General features: G+C 73.0%; 14 protein-coding genes. 3 read left to right on the top strand and 11 right to left on the bottom strand.

All coding sequences use genetic code 11. The features are described 5' to 3' along the window. Positions 1–316: 316 nt before the first annotated feature. The 7 genes from pheA to AB0E05_RS06245 all read right to left on the bottom strand — a co-directional run bounded on the left by pheA (position 317) and on the right by AB0E05_RS06245 (position 7,642). Entirely contained in the window at positions 317–1,252 is a 936-nt protein-coding gene (gene pheA / locus AB0E05_RS06275; protein ID WP_361959596.1) for a prephenate dehydratase, read from the bottom strand. 76 nt (positions 1,253–1,328) lie between these two features. Continuing rightward, on the bottom strand, positions 1,329–2,612 hold the full coding sequence (gene efeB / locus AB0E05_RS06270) for an iron uptake transporter deferrochelatase/peroxidase subunit (RefSeq protein ID WP_361959910.1): 1,284 nt from the start codon (positions 2,610–2,612) through the stop codon (positions 1,329–1,331). A gap of 36 nt (positions 2,613–2,648) precedes the next feature. Then, positions 2,649–4,622, bottom strand: coding sequence for a copper resistance protein CopC (locus AB0E05_RS06265; protein ID WP_361959593.1), 1,974 nt, complete (start codon positions 4,620–4,622; stop codon positions 2,649–2,651). A 19-nt stretch (positions 4,623–4,641) separates the two neighbouring features. After that, positions 4,642–5,121 carry a copper chaperone PCu(A)C gene (locus AB0E05_RS06260; RefSeq protein ID WP_361959907.1) on the bottom strand — a complete coding sequence of 160 codons (480 nt, stop codon included), beginning with the start codon at positions 5,119–5,121 and terminating at the stop codon, positions 4,642–4,644. Between the two features lie 56 nt (positions 5,122–5,177). Beyond that, entirely contained in the window at positions 5,178–5,828 is a 651-nt protein-coding gene (locus AB0E05_RS06255) for an SCO family protein (protein ID WP_361959590.1), read from the bottom strand. A 79-nt stretch (positions 5,829–5,907) separates the two neighbouring features. After that, complete coding sequence (locus AB0E05_RS06250; protein WP_361959587.1) at positions 5,908–6,663, bottom strand: YcnI family protein; 756 nt, start codon at positions 6,661–6,663, stop codon at positions 5,908–5,910. 136 nt (positions 6,664–6,799) lie between these two features. Then, positions 6,800–7,642 (bottom strand): hypothetical protein, encoded by an 843-nt coding sequence (locus AB0E05_RS06245; protein ID WP_361959584.1) that lies wholly within the window; start codon positions 7,640–7,642, stop codon positions 6,800–6,802. A gap of 245 nt (positions 7,643–7,887) precedes the next feature. Between AB0E05_RS06245 and AB0E05_RS06240 the strand changes: the two genes are divergently transcribed. Then, positions 7,888–8,430 (top strand): ATP-binding protein, encoded by a 543-nt coding sequence (locus AB0E05_RS06240; RefSeq protein ID WP_361959581.1) that lies wholly within the window; start codon positions 7,888–7,890, stop codon positions 8,428–8,430. Between the two features lie 40 nt (positions 8,431–8,470). On the opposite strand, the gene AB0E05_RS06235 is transcribed toward AB0E05_RS06240, so the two are convergent. Both AB0E05_RS06235 and AB0E05_RS06230 read right to left on the bottom strand, forming a co-directional pair. Next, positions 8,471–9,928, bottom strand: a complete 1,458-nt coding sequence (locus AB0E05_RS06235) for an aminopeptidase P family protein (RefSeq protein WP_361959578.1) — start codon at positions 9,926–9,928, stop codon at positions 8,471–8,473. 140 nt (positions 9,929–10,068) lie between these two features. Beyond that, entirely contained in the window at positions 10,069–11,604 is a 1,536-nt protein-coding gene (locus AB0E05_RS06230; protein ID WP_361959904.1) for a PP2C family protein-serine/threonine phosphatase, read from the bottom strand. Between the two features lie 831 nt (positions 11,605–12,435). Between AB0E05_RS06230 and AB0E05_RS06225 the strand changes: the two genes are divergently transcribed. Beyond that, entirely contained in the window at positions 12,436–13,119 is a 684-nt protein-coding gene (locus AB0E05_RS06225; protein WP_361959575.1) for a bifunctional DNA primase/polymerase, read from the top strand. An 893-nt stretch (positions 13,120–14,012) separates the two neighbouring features. Beyond that, entirely contained in the window at positions 14,013–14,150 is a 138-nt protein-coding gene (locus AB0E05_RS06220) for a hypothetical protein (RefSeq protein WP_361959572.1), read from the top strand. Positions 14,151–14,461: 311 nt separating this feature from the next. Here AB0E05_RS06220 and AB0E05_RS06215 read toward each other — a convergent pair whose 3' ends face one another. Next, on the bottom strand, positions 14,462–15,457 hold the full coding sequence (locus AB0E05_RS06215) for a DUF5926 family protein (RefSeq protein WP_361959569.1): 996 nt from the start codon (positions 15,455–15,457) through the stop codon (positions 14,462–14,464). A gap of 191 nt (positions 15,458–15,648) precedes the next feature. Beyond that, complete coding sequence (locus AB0E05_RS06210) at positions 15,649–16,221, bottom strand: ATP-binding protein (RefSeq protein WP_361959567.1); 573 nt, start codon at positions 16,219–16,221, stop codon at positions 15,649–15,651. Positions 16,222–16,252 lie beyond the last annotated feature (31 nt).

The following is a 16,252-nucleotide window of genomic DNA, read 5'->3' as shown; positions in this document are numbered from 1 at the left end:
GCAAACCTCTCCAACCAACTCATTCGGGTGGGAATTGCTCGCTCCAACGAGTTGCTCGATGAAATGCGGGTGACGGGAAGGTGGCAGGGCCACATATCGGCCCTGTGGAGGGGGTCACGCCGAGTGCAGCGATTTGTCGACTGGAGCGGGATGCGTTGTCGACTTGTCCCCAGGGTGGAGTCGGGCCCTGTGGATAACTGTGGATAACTCCGATGGGCCTGTGGACGGGGAAAGTCAGCAGGTAGGACAGTTCCGGTCAGCGCCGGCCCGGCGGGCACCCCGGTGGAAGCCCCCGCAGGGGCCCGGCGGACGCCGGTCAGGGGCGGCCGTCCTGGCAGCGGGCCAGCCAGTCCGCCGCCGCGGTGAACTCCGGATCCGACGTCCCCGGCCGCGGCCCGGTGACGTCCGCCGGCAGCACCCCCGCCCGCGGATACGAACCGAGGAACCGCACCTCGGGACAGATCCGCTTCAGCCCCATCAGCGCCTCCCCCACGCGCCGGTCGGAGATGTGGCCCTCCGCGTCGATCGCGAAGCAGTAGTTCCCGATGCCCGCGCCCGTCGGACGGGACTGGAGCAGCATCAGGTTGACGCCCCGCACCGCGAACTCCTGCAACAGCTCCAACAGCCCGCCCGGGCGGTCGTCGTGCTGCCAGATGACCACCGACGTCTTGTCCGCGCCGGTCGGCGCCGCAGGCCGCGCCGGGCGCCCCACCAGGACGAACCGGGTCTCCGCGTTCTGCGCGTCGTGGATGTCCTTGACCAGCGGCTCCAGGCCGTACGTCGCCGCCGCGAACTCACCCGCGAAGGCCGCGTCGTACCGCCCCTCCCGCACCAGCCGCGCACCGTCCGCGTTGGAGGCGGCCGACTCCCACAGGGCGTCCGGGAGGTTCGCCCGCAGCCACTTGCGCACCTGGGGCTGGGCGACCGGGTGCCCGGTCACCGTCGCGATGTCGGAGAGCTTCGTCCCCGGCCGCACCAACAGCGCGAACGCGATCGGCAGCACCACTTCGCGGTAGATCATCAGCGGCTCGCCCGCGGCCAGCTCGTCCAGGGTGGCGGTCACCCCGCCCTCGACGGAGTTCTCGATCGGCACGAGGGCCGCCGCGGCGTCCTCGTTGCGTACGGCGTCGAGCGCGGCCGGGACCGAGACCATCGGGACGAGCTCCCGCGTGGCGGCTTCCGGCAGCGTGCGGAGGGCGGCCTCGGTGAAGGTGCCCTCGGGACCCAGGTAGGTGTACCGCGTGGCTGACATACGGTCACCCTAGAACGTGTCGCACCCCCGCCGCGGCCGGCTGATCGATCACGGCCGGCCGCGGCGGGGACGGCGGTCACGCCTCCAGGAGCCGCTGGCCCACGTACTCGCCCCGGCCCGGGCCGCCCGGCACCGCGAAGAGCCCGCTGGCCTCGTGGCGTACGAACACCGACAGCGCGTCCCCCCGGTCCAGCCTGCGCTGCACCGGCACGAAGCCCCGCAGCGGATCCGCCTGCCAGCAGACGAAGAGCAGCCCGGCGTCCGGCGACCCGTCCGCCGCGGCGCCGTCGTGGTACGAGAAGGGGCGGCGCAGCATCGCCGCGCCGTTGTTCTGCTCCGGCGCCGAGATCCGCGCGTGGGCGTTCGACGGGATCACCAACTGCCCGTCCGCGGAACGGTCGTCGAGCGCCAGCGCAGTCGTCTCGGAGCCGCCCGTCAGCGGGGCGCCGTCGGACTTGCGCCGCCCGATGACCCGCTCCTGCTCGGGCAGCGACAGCCGCTCCCAGGGGTCGAGGAGCATCCGGATCCGCCGGACGACCGCGTACGAGCCGCCCGCCAGCCACTGCGAATCCGGCGCGTTCCCGGTGGCGGGGACGAAGATCCGCTCGTCGAAGTCGGGGTCGGCGGGCTTCGGGTTGTTGGTGCCGTCGACCTGCCCCATCAGGTTGCGCGCGGTCATCGGGCGGCCCGTGGCGCCCGGCGCCCGGTTGAAGCCGGCCATCTGCCAGCGCACCCGCGCCGCCCCGCCCGCCTCCCGCTGGAGCGCGCGCACCGCGTGGAAGACGACCAGCGCGTCGTTGGCGCCGATCTGCACCCAGACGTCGCCCTCGGAGCGCCGCGGGTCGAGCTGGTCCGACGAGAAGGCCGGCAGCGGGTCGAGGCCGGCCGGGCGCCGCGCCGTCAGCCCCGTGCGGTCGAAGAAGGTGCGGCCGAAGCCGAAGGTGAACGTCAGCGAGGACGGCCCGGCGTCCAGGGCCACGCCCGTGTCGGCCGACGGGGCGGGGTCGCCCGCCATCAGCGCCGCCGCCAGCGCCGACCAGCGGCGCAGCAGGGCCGCGGCCTCCTTGCGGCCCGCCCCCGCCGCCAGGTCGAAGGCGAGCAGTTGGCCGTGGGCCTGCAGGGGGGTGGTGATGCCCGCCTGGTGGGTGCCGTGGAACGGCACGGCCGTCGCGCCGACCGACGTCAGTGCGGTCGGCGCGTCGTCGGCGGTGACGGCGTGCGTCACCGCGCCGCCCGCCCCGCCGAGCGCCAGTCCGCCGGCACCGGCCGCCGCCGCGGTCGAGAGCACCCGCCGCCGGGACGGCCCGTCGGGGGCGGACGGCGCAGGGGACGGGTCGGTGCGGGCTGCGGCCGGTTCCACCGGCGGCTTGCGGGAGTCCAGGGGTGCCACGGTCGCTCAGCCGATCCTCACGTGCTCGTCGACGGTCGTCTGGTCGATGTCCGACGTCCGCACGGTCACCTTGACCTGCCATTCGCCGGGCATCGGAATCTGTACGGAGCCCGCGCTCCAGTGGCCGGGCGCCACCTTCGCGAGGGTGACCGGCAGCGGGCCGATCTCCTTGTCCTGGAGGGTGAACGACACCCGCACCTCGGGCGCGTCCAACGGCTTGCCGTCCGCCGCCGCGACCCACAGGTGCAGCTCGTTCCCGCCGGGGCGCGCGGGCCCCAGGGTGAGCCGTACGGTGCCCTTGCCGTTCGCGGCGCCCGTGTCGAAGGGGACCTCGACCTCGGCCGGGCCGCTGGACCCGGACGGCGCACCGTCGCCCGTCGACGCGGACGCGGACGCGCCCGGCGAGCGACCCGCCTCCTCCTGCGTACGGCCCGGTTCGGTGGCCGTCAGGACGGTGGTCACGGCCAGGACGACCACGGCGACGCCCGCCTCGATGAGGACCGAGCGGCGCAGCCGGGCCCGTACGGGATCGGCGTCCCGGGCCTTCTTGCGGCGGACGGTGGCCATGGCGGCGCGCTGGCGGGCGAGTTGGGCGGCGCGTACGGGATCCCCGACGGCGTCCGTCCCCTCGGCCTCCTCCGTGTCGAGGGGCTCATCGGTCTCGGCAGCCTCGTCAGGAGCCTCGGCCAGTTGCGCGGTCCAGCGCCGCGACACCCGGGCGATCGCCACGAGCGCGGCCACCAGCACGACCTTCGCGATCAGCAGCCGTCCGTAGTCCGTCCCCGTCAGCGCCGACCAGGAGCCGACCTGCCGCCAGGACTGGTACAGCCCCGTCACGGCGAGGACGACCACGCAGACGAACGCCACCCGGGAGAACTTCCGCACCGCCGACGCGTCGAGCGACGGCGCCCGGTGCAGCGCCGTCAGCAGCGCCGCGAGGCCGCCGAGCCAGCCCGCGACGGCGAGCAGGTGCAGCACGTCGACGGGCATCGCCAGACCGGTCTGGATGCCGGTCGAGGCGTGCTCCGACAGGGCCCAGGTCGCCGCGATCCCGGTGGCGACCACCGACCCGCCCACGCCCAGCCCGAAGGCGAGGTCCTTCTGTCGCTCGCGGCCCGGGTCGTCGTCCCCGTCCGCGCCGTCGTCGCCCGCCGGTTCGGCGGCGCGCCCGCGCTGCGCGTACGCCCCGAAGAGCACCGCGACGAACAGCGCCGCCACGCCGAGCAGCAGCAGCCGGGAGACGAGCGCCGTGCCCGTCTTCGTCTCCAGGACGTCCTGGAGCCCGTCCAGGTCGAAGGCGTCGGCGAGCCGGCCCGAGCCCGTGTACGGGGAGCGCAGCATCAGCATCGCCAGGGTGGCGACGGTCAGTGCGACCCAGCCGTACGCGACGAGCCGCTGAACCGGCCGTACGGACGCGCCCCGGGGCCAGCACAGCAGCACGAAGGCGGCTGCGCCGACCAGCAGCACGAAGCCCGCGTAGGCGACGTACCGCGCGACGTCGTACAGCACGCCGACGAGCCCGCCACCCGCCTCCCCGTCGGACAGGGAGACCGAGGTCGCCGAGGGCGCGCCGACGGAGAAGGTGAACGCGCCGGAGATGGGGTGGCTGTCGGCGGATACGGCCCGCCAGGCCACGGTGTAGGTGCCGTTCGGCAGGTCGGGCAGCAGGTCGACCGCGTAGGAGACCTTGCCGCCGGCCGACGTGTCGCGGACCTTGGCCGCGTTCGCGCGCTTGCCGCTCGGTTCGAGGACCCGGATCGAGTCGTCCCCCATGGCGATGTGCTCGGAGAAGCCGAGCGACACCTCCTTGGGGGCGGTGGCGACCACCGCCCCGTCCGCGGGGTTGCTGCCGGTGAGGGCCGCGTGCGCGCTCGCGGGGCCGGCCGCGGTCAGCAGCGCGGCCAGCACGGTGCCGACGAGCACGACCGCGGCCAACAGCGGTCGGTGCGGTGCCCGTCGGCCCGGGACGGTGGTTGCCATGTGTCGTCGCGTCCTTCGCTCAGTGGTGACTGGTCGTGGAACCGGTACCGGTCGAGCCGCCGTCGTCCTGCGACGGCTTCGACTTCGGCGGGACGTACGTCGGCTCCATGACGGGAAGCTCGACCCGGATCGGGTCGGACTTCTCGAAGCGCAGCTCGACGGTGACCTTGTCGCCCTTCACCGGTCGCTGCTTCAGCCGGTCGAGCATGATGTGGCTGCCGCCGCGTTCGAGCGCCAGCTCCCCGTCGGCGGGGACGTCGAACCCGTCGACCTTCCGCATCGTCTGCCCCTTCGACTCGTGGATCGTCACCTCGTCGGAGAGGGGGCTGGTGACGGAGGTCAGCCGGTCGGCGGCGCCGCCGTCGTTGCGGACGGTCAGGAAGCCGGCGCCCATGTCGCTGACGGGCTGCGGCATGAAGGCGCCGCTGACGCTCAGTTCGGGGCCGCTCGCCCCGTCCGCGCCGTCGTCGGAGCCCGACGAGCAGCCCGTGAGCGCCAGCGCCGCCGCGACCGCACCGGCTGTCCAGGGGAGCCGGTGGAGTCGTGGCCGGGGGCTCACGGCTTCTCTCCGCGCACCAGCTTCGGCAGGTCCTTCTTGTAGTCGTCGGGCGTGGTGTCCTCGCCGTAGACGACGTATCCCTTGTCGGTCTCCGGAGAGAAGGCCATGACCTGGGCGCCGTGCATGGAGACGACGGAGTCGCCCTCCTTCTTGGCCGGGTCGATGCCGATGCCGATCGACTTGGCCGCGGCCTGGATCTTCGCGAAGTCGCCGCTGAGGCCGACGAAGGAGGGGTCGCCCGCGCCCGGCAGCCACTTGGCGAGCTGGGCGGGGGTGTCCCGCTCCGGGTCGGTGGTGATGAAGACGACCTGGAGCTTGTCCTGGTCGGCCTTGGAGAGGTTCTTCTTGGCGATGGCGATGTTGCTCATCGTCAGCGGGCAGACGTCCGGGCAGTTGGTGTACCCGAAGAAGACCAGGGTGGGCTTGCCCTGCGTCTCCTTCCGCAGGTCGTACGGCTTGCCCTTGGTGTCGGTGAGCACGAGGTCGGGCTTCTCGAAGGGCTGGTCGAGCACGGTGCCCGGCTTGGCTTCCGGTACGGAGACCTCGGCGACGGAGCTCTTGCCGCTGGTGCTGCTGGTGGAGCAGGCGGAGAGAGTGAGCACGGCGGTCGCGGCGAGTGCTGCCGCCAGGGCGGTCTTCTTGCGCATGGAGGGAGTCCTGGTTCGAGGAGTGCGAGGAGTTCTGGGAGGGGTGCTGTTCTGTTGCGTGCGGTCGGTCGGGGAGTCGTCAGGAGGCGCGCCGGCGGCCCGCCAGCACGCCGAAGGCGACTCCCGCGGCCCCCACCAGGATGCCGACCACGCCGAGGACCCTTGCAGTCGCATCCGTGCCGTCGTCGGAGTCGTCCTTCGCGGCCTGGTCGGACGCCTTGTCACCGGCCTCGTCACCGGCCGCGCCGTGGCCGTGGCCCTCCGCGGCGGCGAGCTCCAGGACGGGCGCGGGCGACTCGGGCTCGGCCCCGCCCTCCTCCGCCGCCTCGATCCAGCGCACGACCTCCTTGTTGTCGTACGTCTGGAGCGCCTTGAAGACGACCTGGTCGGCCTTCTCCGGCAGCGGCCCGAGGGAGAGCGGGAACTGCTGGAACTGCCCCGGACCGATCTTGGAACCGTCCGCGGTCCAGGTGACCTTGGAGACCGCCTCGGTGACCTGCTTGCCGTGCACCGTCAGCGGCTTCGCGAGCTTGGTCTTGGTGACCTCGGCCCGCCAGCCGGGCACGGGCTGCGGCATCACCGAGGTCATAGGGTGCTCGGTGGGCAGGTTGAGCTCCAGCTTCACGGTGGACGCGTTGTCGCGCTCGTTCGGCACCTTGACGAAGACGGTGGCATAGCCGCCCCGGGCGGCCTCGCCCTGCGGCTGGACGCTGACGTGCGCGGCGGCCGGCCCGGCCAGCAGCACCGAGGCGACCCCGGCACCGGCCACGACGGCCACGGCCCGCAACGCGCGGGACGAAAGGGGCTTACGGGATGCATAGGAAGAAGCGTTCATGGTGAAGGCACTCCACGGTGTGGGAGGAACGGTGGGCGCGCCCGGGCGTACGCGGCAGGGCACTCCTCACCCAGGGGGCGCGGAGGCGCGCGAGGTGCGCGGGCACCGCGGTCGCACTCCCGTCGAGCGGACCGCGTCAGGCAGCGAGGGCGTACCGGACCGGCGGACCGCGCCTGATCACCGCGTGCTGAAGCGCCTCGGCCGCGGCCGGCGGCGGCTGGTCGTCCACCGCGCGCGCCGGGCGCACGCCCGGCGCCGGCAGGCGTACGAGACCGGAGCACAGCGCTCGTACGAGCGTGAGCGCCGCCCGCAACGAGCGCAGCCGGCCCGCCTCGGCCATCAGCTCCCGCGCCTCCTCGGCGGAGGAGGCGGACAGCCGGATCAGCCGGAGCAGCGCCAGGTCGCCGTGGCGCAGCAGCCACCCCGTCGCCAGCGCGGCCAGCAGGTGCGCCAACAGCATGGGCAGCGAGGGCAACAGCTCGGGCCCGGCCAGTGCCTCCTGCGCCGGGTGCACGGGGTGCGCCGTCGGCGGGGCGATCCCGGCCGCGGTCACGACCTGACGCGCCTCGGCGGGGGAGAGGGGCGCGGCGCCGACACCGCACACCAGCTTCGCGGCCATCCGCAGCAGCACGTCGTCCGCTGTCGGACCGATGCGGACCTGGTGCTGCTGGCCCACGCCGAAGAGCGCGTGCAGCGCGAGTTGGCCGAGGCCCAGCGCGACCGCGAGGGCCGGCAGGGCGCGCGCCCGGCCGGCGAAGGGCAGGACGAGGGCGAACGTTCCGGCGAAGCCCACCGCCACCGTCCACCACGGGACGCCGGCGCAGGCGGCGATGGCGTGCCCCGTCGCGGACAGCGCGACGCAGACCGCGGCGAACACCGCGGCCCGCAGCAGCCGGACACCGGCGCCGGCGCGCTCACCGGGGGCTCCGGTTCGAGCGGCTGCACCGGGCGCACCGGGTGGGAACGACAGGGACGACATGGCCGGCTCATCATCCCACCACGCCCCCGAGCGCGGTACGGCAGGTCCGTAACGCCCGATTTGATCACGCCGGACGATCACGGTCGGCCCGCGCCGTCGGCTCGCACGCCCCGGCCGGCCCTACACCTTCGCGCCACTGGCGCGCTTCCGCCGAATGAGCGCAATCACAGCAACTCCGCGCTTACGGACCGTGCCCTGGGGCAATACGTATCGGTATGTCAAGCCGCAGTCAGGAGGGCTAGAGCATGAGCATCTGGTGGTCTCTGCACTTGCGGCGCGAAGCTGCGAGCATCCCGCTCGCCCGGCGACTGCTCATCGGTGCGATGGAGACCGCGGGGGTGGATCCCGACATCTCCTTCGACCTCTCCGTCGCGCTGAGCGAAGCCTGTGCGAACGCCGTCGAACACGGCGGCGGGCCGGCCCCGGGCGATCCGTCGGGAGCCTCGGAGGCGTATCGCGTCACGGCGTATCTGGACGGCGAGAGGTGTCGTATCGAAGTGGCCGACTCCGGGCCGGGTTTCCCCGCCAGGACGCGGCAGGGCGGCTGCGCCCACGCGGGCGGCCTGCGCCAGGACGGCCGGGAGGGCCGGGAGGGCCGCGAGGCGAGAGAGGGTCGGGACAGACCCGAGCGGCAGGCCGTCGCCCTCGCAGAGGGCGGACGGGGGCTCTGTCTGATCGAGGAGCTTGCGGACCACGTCGACTTCAGCAACCGCCCCGGCCGGGGCGCCGTCGTCAGCTTCGACAAGGTCCTGAAATGGCGGGAGGACGCGCTCCTCAAGGTCTCCTGAGGGACCTCGGTTCGCGCGTCCTCCGCACGGCCGCTGCTCGTCAGCCCTTGAGCGAGGCCATCCACGTCTCGATCTCGTCGGCGCGGCGCGGCAGCGAGTCGGAGAGGTTCCGGTTGCCGTCCTCCGTGACGAGGATGTCGTCCTCGATCCGGACGCCGATGCCGCGGTACTCCTCCGGCACGGTCACGTCGTCCGCCTGGAAGTACAGCCCCGGCTCGACGGTCAGGCACATGCCCGGCTCCAGGGTGCCGTCGACGTACGCCTCGGTGCGCGCGGCGGCGCAGTCGTGCACGTCCAGGCCGAGCATGTGGCCGGTGCCGTGCAGCGTCCAGCGGCGCTGGAGGCCCAGCTCCAGGACCCGCTCGACCGGGCCCTCGACGAGGCCCCACTCCACCAGCCGCTCGGCCAGCACCCGCTGGGCCGCGTCGTGGAAGTCGCGGTACTTCGCGCCCGGCTTGACCGCCGCGATGCCCGCCTCCTGGGCGTCGTACACCGCGTCGTAGATCGTGCGCTGGAGCTCGGTGAAACGGCCGTTGATCGGCAGGGTGCGGGTGACGTCCGCGGTGTAGAGGGTGGTGGTCTCCACGCCGGCGTCCAGGAGCAGCAGCTCGCCGGAGCGGACCGCACCGTCGTTGCGGACCCAGTGGAGCGTGGTGGCGTGCGGTCCGGCGGCGCAGATGGAGCCGTAGCCGACGTCGTTGCCCTCGACGCGGGCGCGCAGGAAGAACGTTCCCTCGATGTAGCGCTCGCTGGTCGCCTCGGCCCTGTCGAGGACCTTGACGACGTCCTCGAAGCCGCGGGCGGTGGAGTCGCACGCCTTCTGCAGCTCGCCGATCTCGAACGCGTCCTTCACCGCGCGCGCCTCGGAGAGGTACACGCGCAGCTCTTCGTCGCGCTCGGCCGTGACCTTGTCGGTCAGCGCCGTCTCGATGCCGGCGTCGTGGCCGCGGACGACGCGGACCGGGCCGGTCGCCTCACGCAGCGCGTCCGCCAGCTCGCGGACGTCCTTGGTGGCCAGGCCCAGCAGCTGCTCGGCCTCGCCGAGGGAGGTGCGGCGGCCGACCCACAGCTCGCCCTGGCCGGACAGCCAGAACTCGCCGTTCTCCCGGTTGGAGCGGGGCAGCAGGTAGACCGTGGCCTCGTGGCCGTCGGCCGTGGGCTCCAGCACGAGGACGCCGTCCTCGGTCTGGTCGCCGGTGAGGTACACGTACTCGGTGGAGGCGCGGAACGGGTACTCGGTGTCGTTCGACCGGGTCTTCAGCTTCCCGGAGGGGACCACCAGGCGTTCGCCGGGGAACCGCTGCGACAGGGCGGCGCGGCGGTCGGCGGTGTGGGGGGCCTGCGGGATCGGCGCCAGGTCGTGGCGCTCGGTGTCCGCCCAGCCGCTCGCCATGTTGGCGGCGAGTTCTTCGGAGACGTCCGGGTAGAGGCCGTTCTTGCGCGGCTTGGCCGGCTGCTCTTCTTCTTCCGGAGTGCTCGGGTTGAGCTCTTCGGCCACGTCTGCCTCCTCGATGCGTCATCGGACCGACGTCCATCGTATGTGTCCTGTGAAGACGCTCTCCACAGGTGTGAGGAGTCAGACATTTCGGGTGTACCACTGGTCCCGGCCGGGTCCCGGCCGGGGGCCTTTGGATCCGGTCAGTCGAAGCGCGCGGCGAGCAGGACGACGTCGGGCCCGGCAGGTCCCGCGGCGTCCGCCGGCACCATGGCGTGCAGCACGTGGTCCGCGATCGCCCCCGGGTCCTCCCGGGCCGCCCTCGGCACGCTCGCCGCGGCGGCGTGCAGCCGGGCGAAGGCCCGGTCCATGGGGTCGCCGCCGCGCCGCAGCAGCCCGTCGGTGTACAGGAGCACCGTTTCTCCCGGCTGCGGGCACACCTCGATGCTCGGCGCCTCCCAGCAGGACAGCATCCCCAGCGGCGCCGACAGCGAGGTCTCCACGAACTCCGTGCGCCGGTCGCCGACCACCAGCGGCGGGGTGTGCCCGGCCCCGGCCAGCACCACCTTGCCGGCGGCGGGCTCGGCGTACGCGAAGAGCGCGGTGGCGGTCCGTGCCGGCTCCGTCAGCCGCAGCAGCAGTTCCAGGTCGGAGAGGACGGCGACGGGGTCCTCGCCCTCCATGACCGCGTACGCCCGCAGGGACGCGCGCAGCCGCCCCATCGCGGCCAGGGCGCTCGGCCCCGCCCCGCTGACCGAGCCGACCGCGAGCCCCAGCGCGCCCTCCGGCAGCGGCAGGGCGTCGTACCAGTCGCCGCCGCCGAGGGGGCCGGTGCGGTGCCGGGCCGCCAGCCGTACGCCGGGCACCCGCGGCAGCCGGCTCGGCAGCAGTTCCTCGGCGACCGTGGCGACGGTCTGCCGGGCCCGGGCCACCTCGATGAGCCGGGCCAGGTGCTCGGTGGCGTACCGCACGTAGAGGTGCATCAGATGGCGCCGGCGGTCGACCGGGGCGGCGGGCTCGTCGTAGAGCCAGACGGCCGCGCCGAGGGTGCCCGCGGTCTCGGACGCGAGGGGCTGGGTGTACGCGGCGGCGCAGCCGAGGCGCACGGCGACCTCCCGGCGCAGCGGGTCGAGCGTCGCGTCGCCGAGGATGTCGGGGTGGGCGACGGCCTCGGGGGCGGGGTGCCCGGCCGGGTCGCGGTGGCCCTCCAGGATGCGGCCGTACGCGGTGAGGGCGCGCGGCACGGTCTCGATGTGGCCGAGTTCTGCGTGGGACAGCCCGTACCCCCGAGTGAGACTCGTGAGGCTCGTCGGACCGGCCGGGCTGGTGACGTCGGTCGGGCCGGTGGGCGGTTCGAGGACGACCAGGCCGCGGCGGGCGCCGATGAGGGCGGCGCCGGCACGCAGCAGTTCGTCGAGGGCGTCGTCGAGCGAACCGGTCGCGGCCAGGCGCTCGGTGAGTTCGTGGAGGGTGGTCAGCTCGGAGACCCAGCCGGCGAGCCGGTCGTGGAGCGGGGCGCCGTGCGGGCCACCGTCCGTGACGGCGTTTGCCGTGTGTGCGGCATCGTTTGCGACGTCTTCGTCGGGAGCGGTCCGGTCGGACGGCGTCGCCGTGACGCCTTCAGCGAGGGCCGCCGAAGTCGCCGCAGTGTGCGGGGAGTGAGGACTCGGAGAGTCGATTCCGGCCACTTTCGGAAAGTGAGGGGCGCTCACGGGAGTGGTCTTTCCAATGGGCGCAATTCATGCAATAGCATCGCAAACCCCCGTGTCATTTCGCGTGCCTGACAATGGGTCCACATCTACACGCAGATGTAAGGGGATGTCCAGCATTGCACCAGTGGGATTGATGGTGTCTACGGGACTTTGGGAAGGCTTTGGGGTGTTCTTGACGGAGCGTTTCCAGCCTGGCCGTACGGTCGGTTCCGGGCATGCATGTATCGCGAACTTGGCTGGAAATTGCACCTGGCTGCCGCTCTTTGCGGTCGACTGAACGCGCTTGACAGTGATCCTTCAGCGGATTCCCCGGGGCGCGATGCCCGGGCGGGCGTCGCCGAGGGCGACTGCACGGGCGCGTCATACCGAACGTGGTGGGTACGAAAAGGGTGACGTCCGGCGGTCAGTTGGCATCGTCCGGAACCTGGCGACGGGCTCCGACGTCCTACTGTCCGTAGGGCCGAGACGGAACCCGGGAAAGAACCCCGGGCAGACCCCCGGGATGTGGGGAAGTGCCGGATCGACCCGTGTGTGCGGGTTTGACTCGGTGGTGTCGGTCACGGGACACGCAAGCACTGAGCGCGCATTCCCCGCCGTGCGTTTAATGGAGTAGGGCCCACGTTGGACCCTCGGGCGGCGATCCTGCCGCAGGCCACCGAGGGACGTCCGTGCCGACGGCACGGGTGGTGACGCGCCGACCAGCCGATCCGTACGTACGAGTACCCGCGTTACATGCGAAGGACGACGTACGTACACGCACGCAGTAAGTACATGCAGGGCGTATTCGTACGCACAGTGAAAAGCTGCACACATGGTGTGATGTGGACCTCGGCGTTCAACGGAAAGGAACGAGCGCTCATGCGCGAGATCCTCGGAAAGCGACGCAGGCTCCGGTTGTGGCGCAAGAAGGGGCCGGCACAGCCTGCACCGCTGGAAGCGGCGCTGACCTGCGCCGCATGGCGGTGGCCCGTCATTCCCGGGGTGGGACTGCCCGCGGCGGGCGGCGGCAACGGGCGGCGCTGCGCCTGCCCGGACCCCGAGTGCGTCGTCCCCGGCGCGCACCCCTTCGACCCCTCCGTCCTCGCGGCGACGACCGACGAGCGCATGCTCCGCTGGTGGTGGACGAACCGGCCGAACGCGCCGATCGTTCTGGCCACCGGCGGCGCGGCGCCTTGCGCGGTGAGCCTGCCGGCGCAGGCCGGGGCGAGAGCGCTGGCGGAGCTGGACCGGATGGACATGCGGCTCGGGCCCGTCGTGGCGACGCCCACGCGGTGGTCGCTGCTGGTGGCCCCGTACACCCTCGAACAGCTCGGTGAGCTGCTCTTCGCGCAGGACTGCGTGCCCAGTTCGCTGCGGTTCCACGGCGAGGGCGGCTACGTGGTGCTCCCGCCGTCGGAGACGGGCACGGGGCAGGTCCGCTGGGAGCGGGCGCCGCTGCCCGGCTCGGCCGCGCCGTGGCTGCCGGACGTGGAGGCGGTCGTGGACGCGCTGGTCGAGGCGAGCACGAGCGCTCCGGACGAGGGAAGCCGACTGACTTACTGAGTCCGGCCACGGGAATGACGACCTGACTGACGGCGCGCCGCGAGCAAGCGGCGCGCCGCCTCGTCGCCGCCCGGCGGAGCCCGACGGGCGGCGACCGGGGGCGGCGTCGCGGGGCGGGTCACCCGATCGGGTAGGAGTGGGCCGGAGTTGTACGGGAATCGGGTGCGCGGTTCGCCGTGCGCCCGCACTCCGTCGCTATCGTCGCCCCACCGCTGCCCCTCGCACGTGCCCCCGGCACGGCGTGGAGCCGGCCCCTTCTGTGCTTCTCCGCCTCTTTCCCGCTTCTGTGCTCCCCCGCGTTCCCGCTTCCCCGCGCCGTCCGCGCGATCGGCAGGTGACCCATGTCCGTGTCCGTCCGTGTGGTCGGGCTGGTTTCCGTCGTGATGGCCGCGGCGCTGGTGCCGTTGGCGGCGCGGGGCCAGGGGGTGCCTGGCGGCGCGGAGCGCGCGTACGGGGTCGTACGCACCGATCCGGGACCGTCGCTCCGACCGCCCGCCGGCCGCCCCCACCCCGCGCCGTCCGTGACCACCGCCGGCGTCTCCCAGGGCACTCCAGGTGCGCGGGGCGCTCGCGGCACTCAGAGTTCGGTGGCCACGGAGATCACTCGATCCACTCAAGGAACTGAAGGAACGCAGGTCCGAGTGCACTGCGGGCCGGAACTCACCTCGCCCGAAGGAGTGGAAGCCCAGACGTGTGTACTGGCCGATGGCCTTGCCACATGGGCACGTACGTACTACCGGAATGCCACGGGCGCGGAATTGACTTCCGTACTGACTCTGATGGGTCCGCAGGGACGCACGCTACAGATCAACTGCACCGTCGAAGCAGGTGATGAGCCGGGTGTCTGCGAGACCCCGAGAGAGCGTTCCCGGGGCGGTGCCGGTTATTCGGCGGTGGCGGAGTTCGCGGCGGCCGACGGTACCGCTGATCCGGCGGTCGACGGGGCGGCCGGGGCGGCGGCGAACGGGCTCGGGGGCGGTCGGCTGCTGCTGCGGGCCGGCAGCAACTCCGCGCGGGCCGGCGGGGGTTGAGCGGACGTCAAGGTTCCGGCCGGGGCGGGCGATCCAGCGCCCGGAAATGGAGAGGCCCGGTCGCTGGCGACGGGGGATGCACCAGCGACCGGGCTCTAAGAACGGTAACAAGAGATCTGCGGTTCGCAAATTCGATCTCGGCTATTCGGACACGGAAACGGCTGACAGTGGCGGGAGTTGTGACTGGAGTCACCCGGTAATGCCGCGCGGCGTACCGGGCTCAACCGCGGGTCCCGGGCCCGAAGGCGGCCGGGATTCCCGTCGGCGTCACGTTCCGGCCAGTTTCCCGGCCGCCTCCATATTTGGCGTGTTCAGCTCAGGGTGACCTGACGGTTGGTGAGTCCACCGCGTGCCCGACGCTCGTCCGCACTGAGCGGAGCGTCAGCTTCCAGTGCCTCCGCCAGTCGCTCGGCGAACTCGGCGGCCGGCTTCTCGCACTCCTCGGCGCCCATTCCGGTCGGCAGGTCCCAGACCGGGACGACCAGACCGTGCGCCCGGAACGACCCGACGAGCCGGGTGCCCTCGCCCAGCGAGCTGCGGCCGGCCGTGTGCAGTCGGGCGAGCGCGTCGAGCAGCTTCTCCTCGGCGTGCGGCATGACCCAGCGCAGGTGGTTCTTCTCCGGGGTCTCGCACCAGTACGCGGCGTCGACGCCGGCGAGCTTGACGGTCGGGATCGCCGCGGCGTTCGCCCGCTCCAGGGAGGCGGCGACGTCCGGCGTGGAGGACTCCGCGTCCGGCACCCAGAACTCGAAGCCGGAGTGCACCACGGGCGCGAACGGCGCGTCCACGTCGAGCAGGTCCTGGAGCCGTACGCCCTCGTCGGAGGCGGCGCGCTCGGCGCCGACCGGGCTGCCGGGCTCGGTGCGCAGCGCACGGGCCAGCGTCTCGCCCAGGTCGCGGCTGAGGTCGCCGGACGAGCCGTCGTTCTGGAGGCCGAGCAGGACGGAGCCGTCGTCGCGGCGCAGCGCGGGCCAGGCCATCGGCAGCACGGTCGCCAGCGTCACGGACGGCACGCCGTCGGGCAGCCCGTCCTTGAGGGCGAGCTCCACGGTGGCGGCGGGGACCAGCTCGCGCAGGGCCACCCAGTCGCACTCGCCCGGCAGCCCCTCGAAGGGCCGCTGCACTCGCTCGGTCACGGCGTGCGCCGCGGCCCGGCCGTGGCACGCCTTGTAGCGGCGGCCCGAGCCGCAGGGGCAGGGCTCGCGGGCGCCGACCACGGGCACGGACTCGGCCGCGCTGCCGGCGGACTTGCCGCGGCCCTGGGGCTGGTGCTTGGCGGCCTTGGTCTGGGGGCGCTTCTTGGCCATGGTGCGGCTTCTCCCGAATGCGGCGATGCGTGGTGCGGTGCTTGGGCGAGCCTAGTCGTCCGCCCCGCGGGCGGGGGCGCGGCACCCGAGACCGGGGCGCGTGCCGCTGGTGGGGCGGGGCGGCCGGGTGGTGCACGGGGGCGCACGGCCCTTGTGGGTCGCCCGCTCCCTGGTCTCCGGAGTGCCCCCGGTCAGTTGTGTCCGTCCTGTGTGACGCGCGTAGCGAAACGGTCGTGGCGCTGTCCATCCGTAACGAGCGCCCACACGGTCACCTCGCCGGCGGGGTCGTCGCGCACGCCCCAGTCCTTCGCCAGCGCCGTGATGATGTTCAGCCCGCGACCGCCGCGCGCGGTGACCGAAGGCGTCGACGGCACCGGCCGGGTGGGCCCGCCGCCGTCCGTGACCTCGACCATCAGCCGGCCGTCCAGATCCACGCGCCACGCGGCGCGCACGTCCCCGTCGCCCACTTCCGTACGCCCCAGCGGTCTGCCGTGCCGGCAGGCGTTGCTGAGCAGTTCGGAAAGGATCAGAATCGCGTCGTCGACGACCGATTCGGGCACTCCGCCCAGGCGCAATTGCTCGCGCATGCGGTGTCGCGCCTCGCCCACGCCGGCAGGGCCATGGGGTACGGCCATGCTCGACGACGTGGGCACTTCTTGTGCCACCACCAACGCCACCCCCGAGACCTCCTTTGCCCCACGCCACCGTCTGAATGCCCCCCTGGACTGGACCGGAAACCGGACCGGAGCCGCCCGGTGGGGCACGACTGACCGGCGAGTACGTTACGAATGCGCC

Source organism: Streptomyces sp. NPDC048057, from assembly GCF_040653095.1.
Taxonomy (GTDB): Bacteria; Actinomycetota; Actinomycetes; order Streptomycetales; family Streptomycetaceae; genus Streptomyces.
The sequence above is the reverse complement of the archived record's forward strand: the minus strand, read 5'-3'. Positions and strand labels throughout refer to the sequence as shown.

Coding starts and splice junctions, on each gene's coding strand:
- pheA (WP_361959596.1), bottom strand. CDS start 1,252: ATGTCAGCCACGCGGTACACCTACCTGGGTCCCGAGGGCACCTTCACC.
- AB0E05_RS06265 (WP_361959593.1), bottom strand. CDS start 4,622: ATGGCAACCACCGTCCCGGGCCGACGGGCACCGCACCGACCGCTGTTG.
- AB0E05_RS06255 (WP_361959590.1), bottom strand. CDS start 5,828: ATGCGCAAGAAGACCGCCCTGGCGGCAGCACTCGCCGCGACCGCCGTG.
- AB0E05_RS06250 (WP_361959587.1), bottom strand. CDS start 6,663: ATGAACGCTTCTTCCTATGCATCCCGTAAGCCCCTTTCGTCCCGCGCG.
- AB0E05_RS06245 (WP_361959584.1), bottom strand. CDS start 7,642: ATGTCGTCCCTGTCGTTCCCACCCGGTGCGCCCGGTGCAGCCGCTCGA.
- AB0E05_RS06240 (WP_361959581.1), top strand. CDS start 7,888: ATGAGCATCTGGTGGTCTCTGCACTTGCGGCGCGAAGCTGCGAGCATC.
- AB0E05_RS06225 (WP_361959575.1), top strand. CDS start 12,436: ATGCGCGAGATCCTCGGAAAGCGACGCAGGCTCCGGTTGTGGCGCAAG.
- AB0E05_RS06215 (WP_361959569.1), bottom strand. CDS start 15,457: ATGGCCAAGAAGCGCCCCCAGACCAAGGCCGCCAAGCACCAGCCCCAG.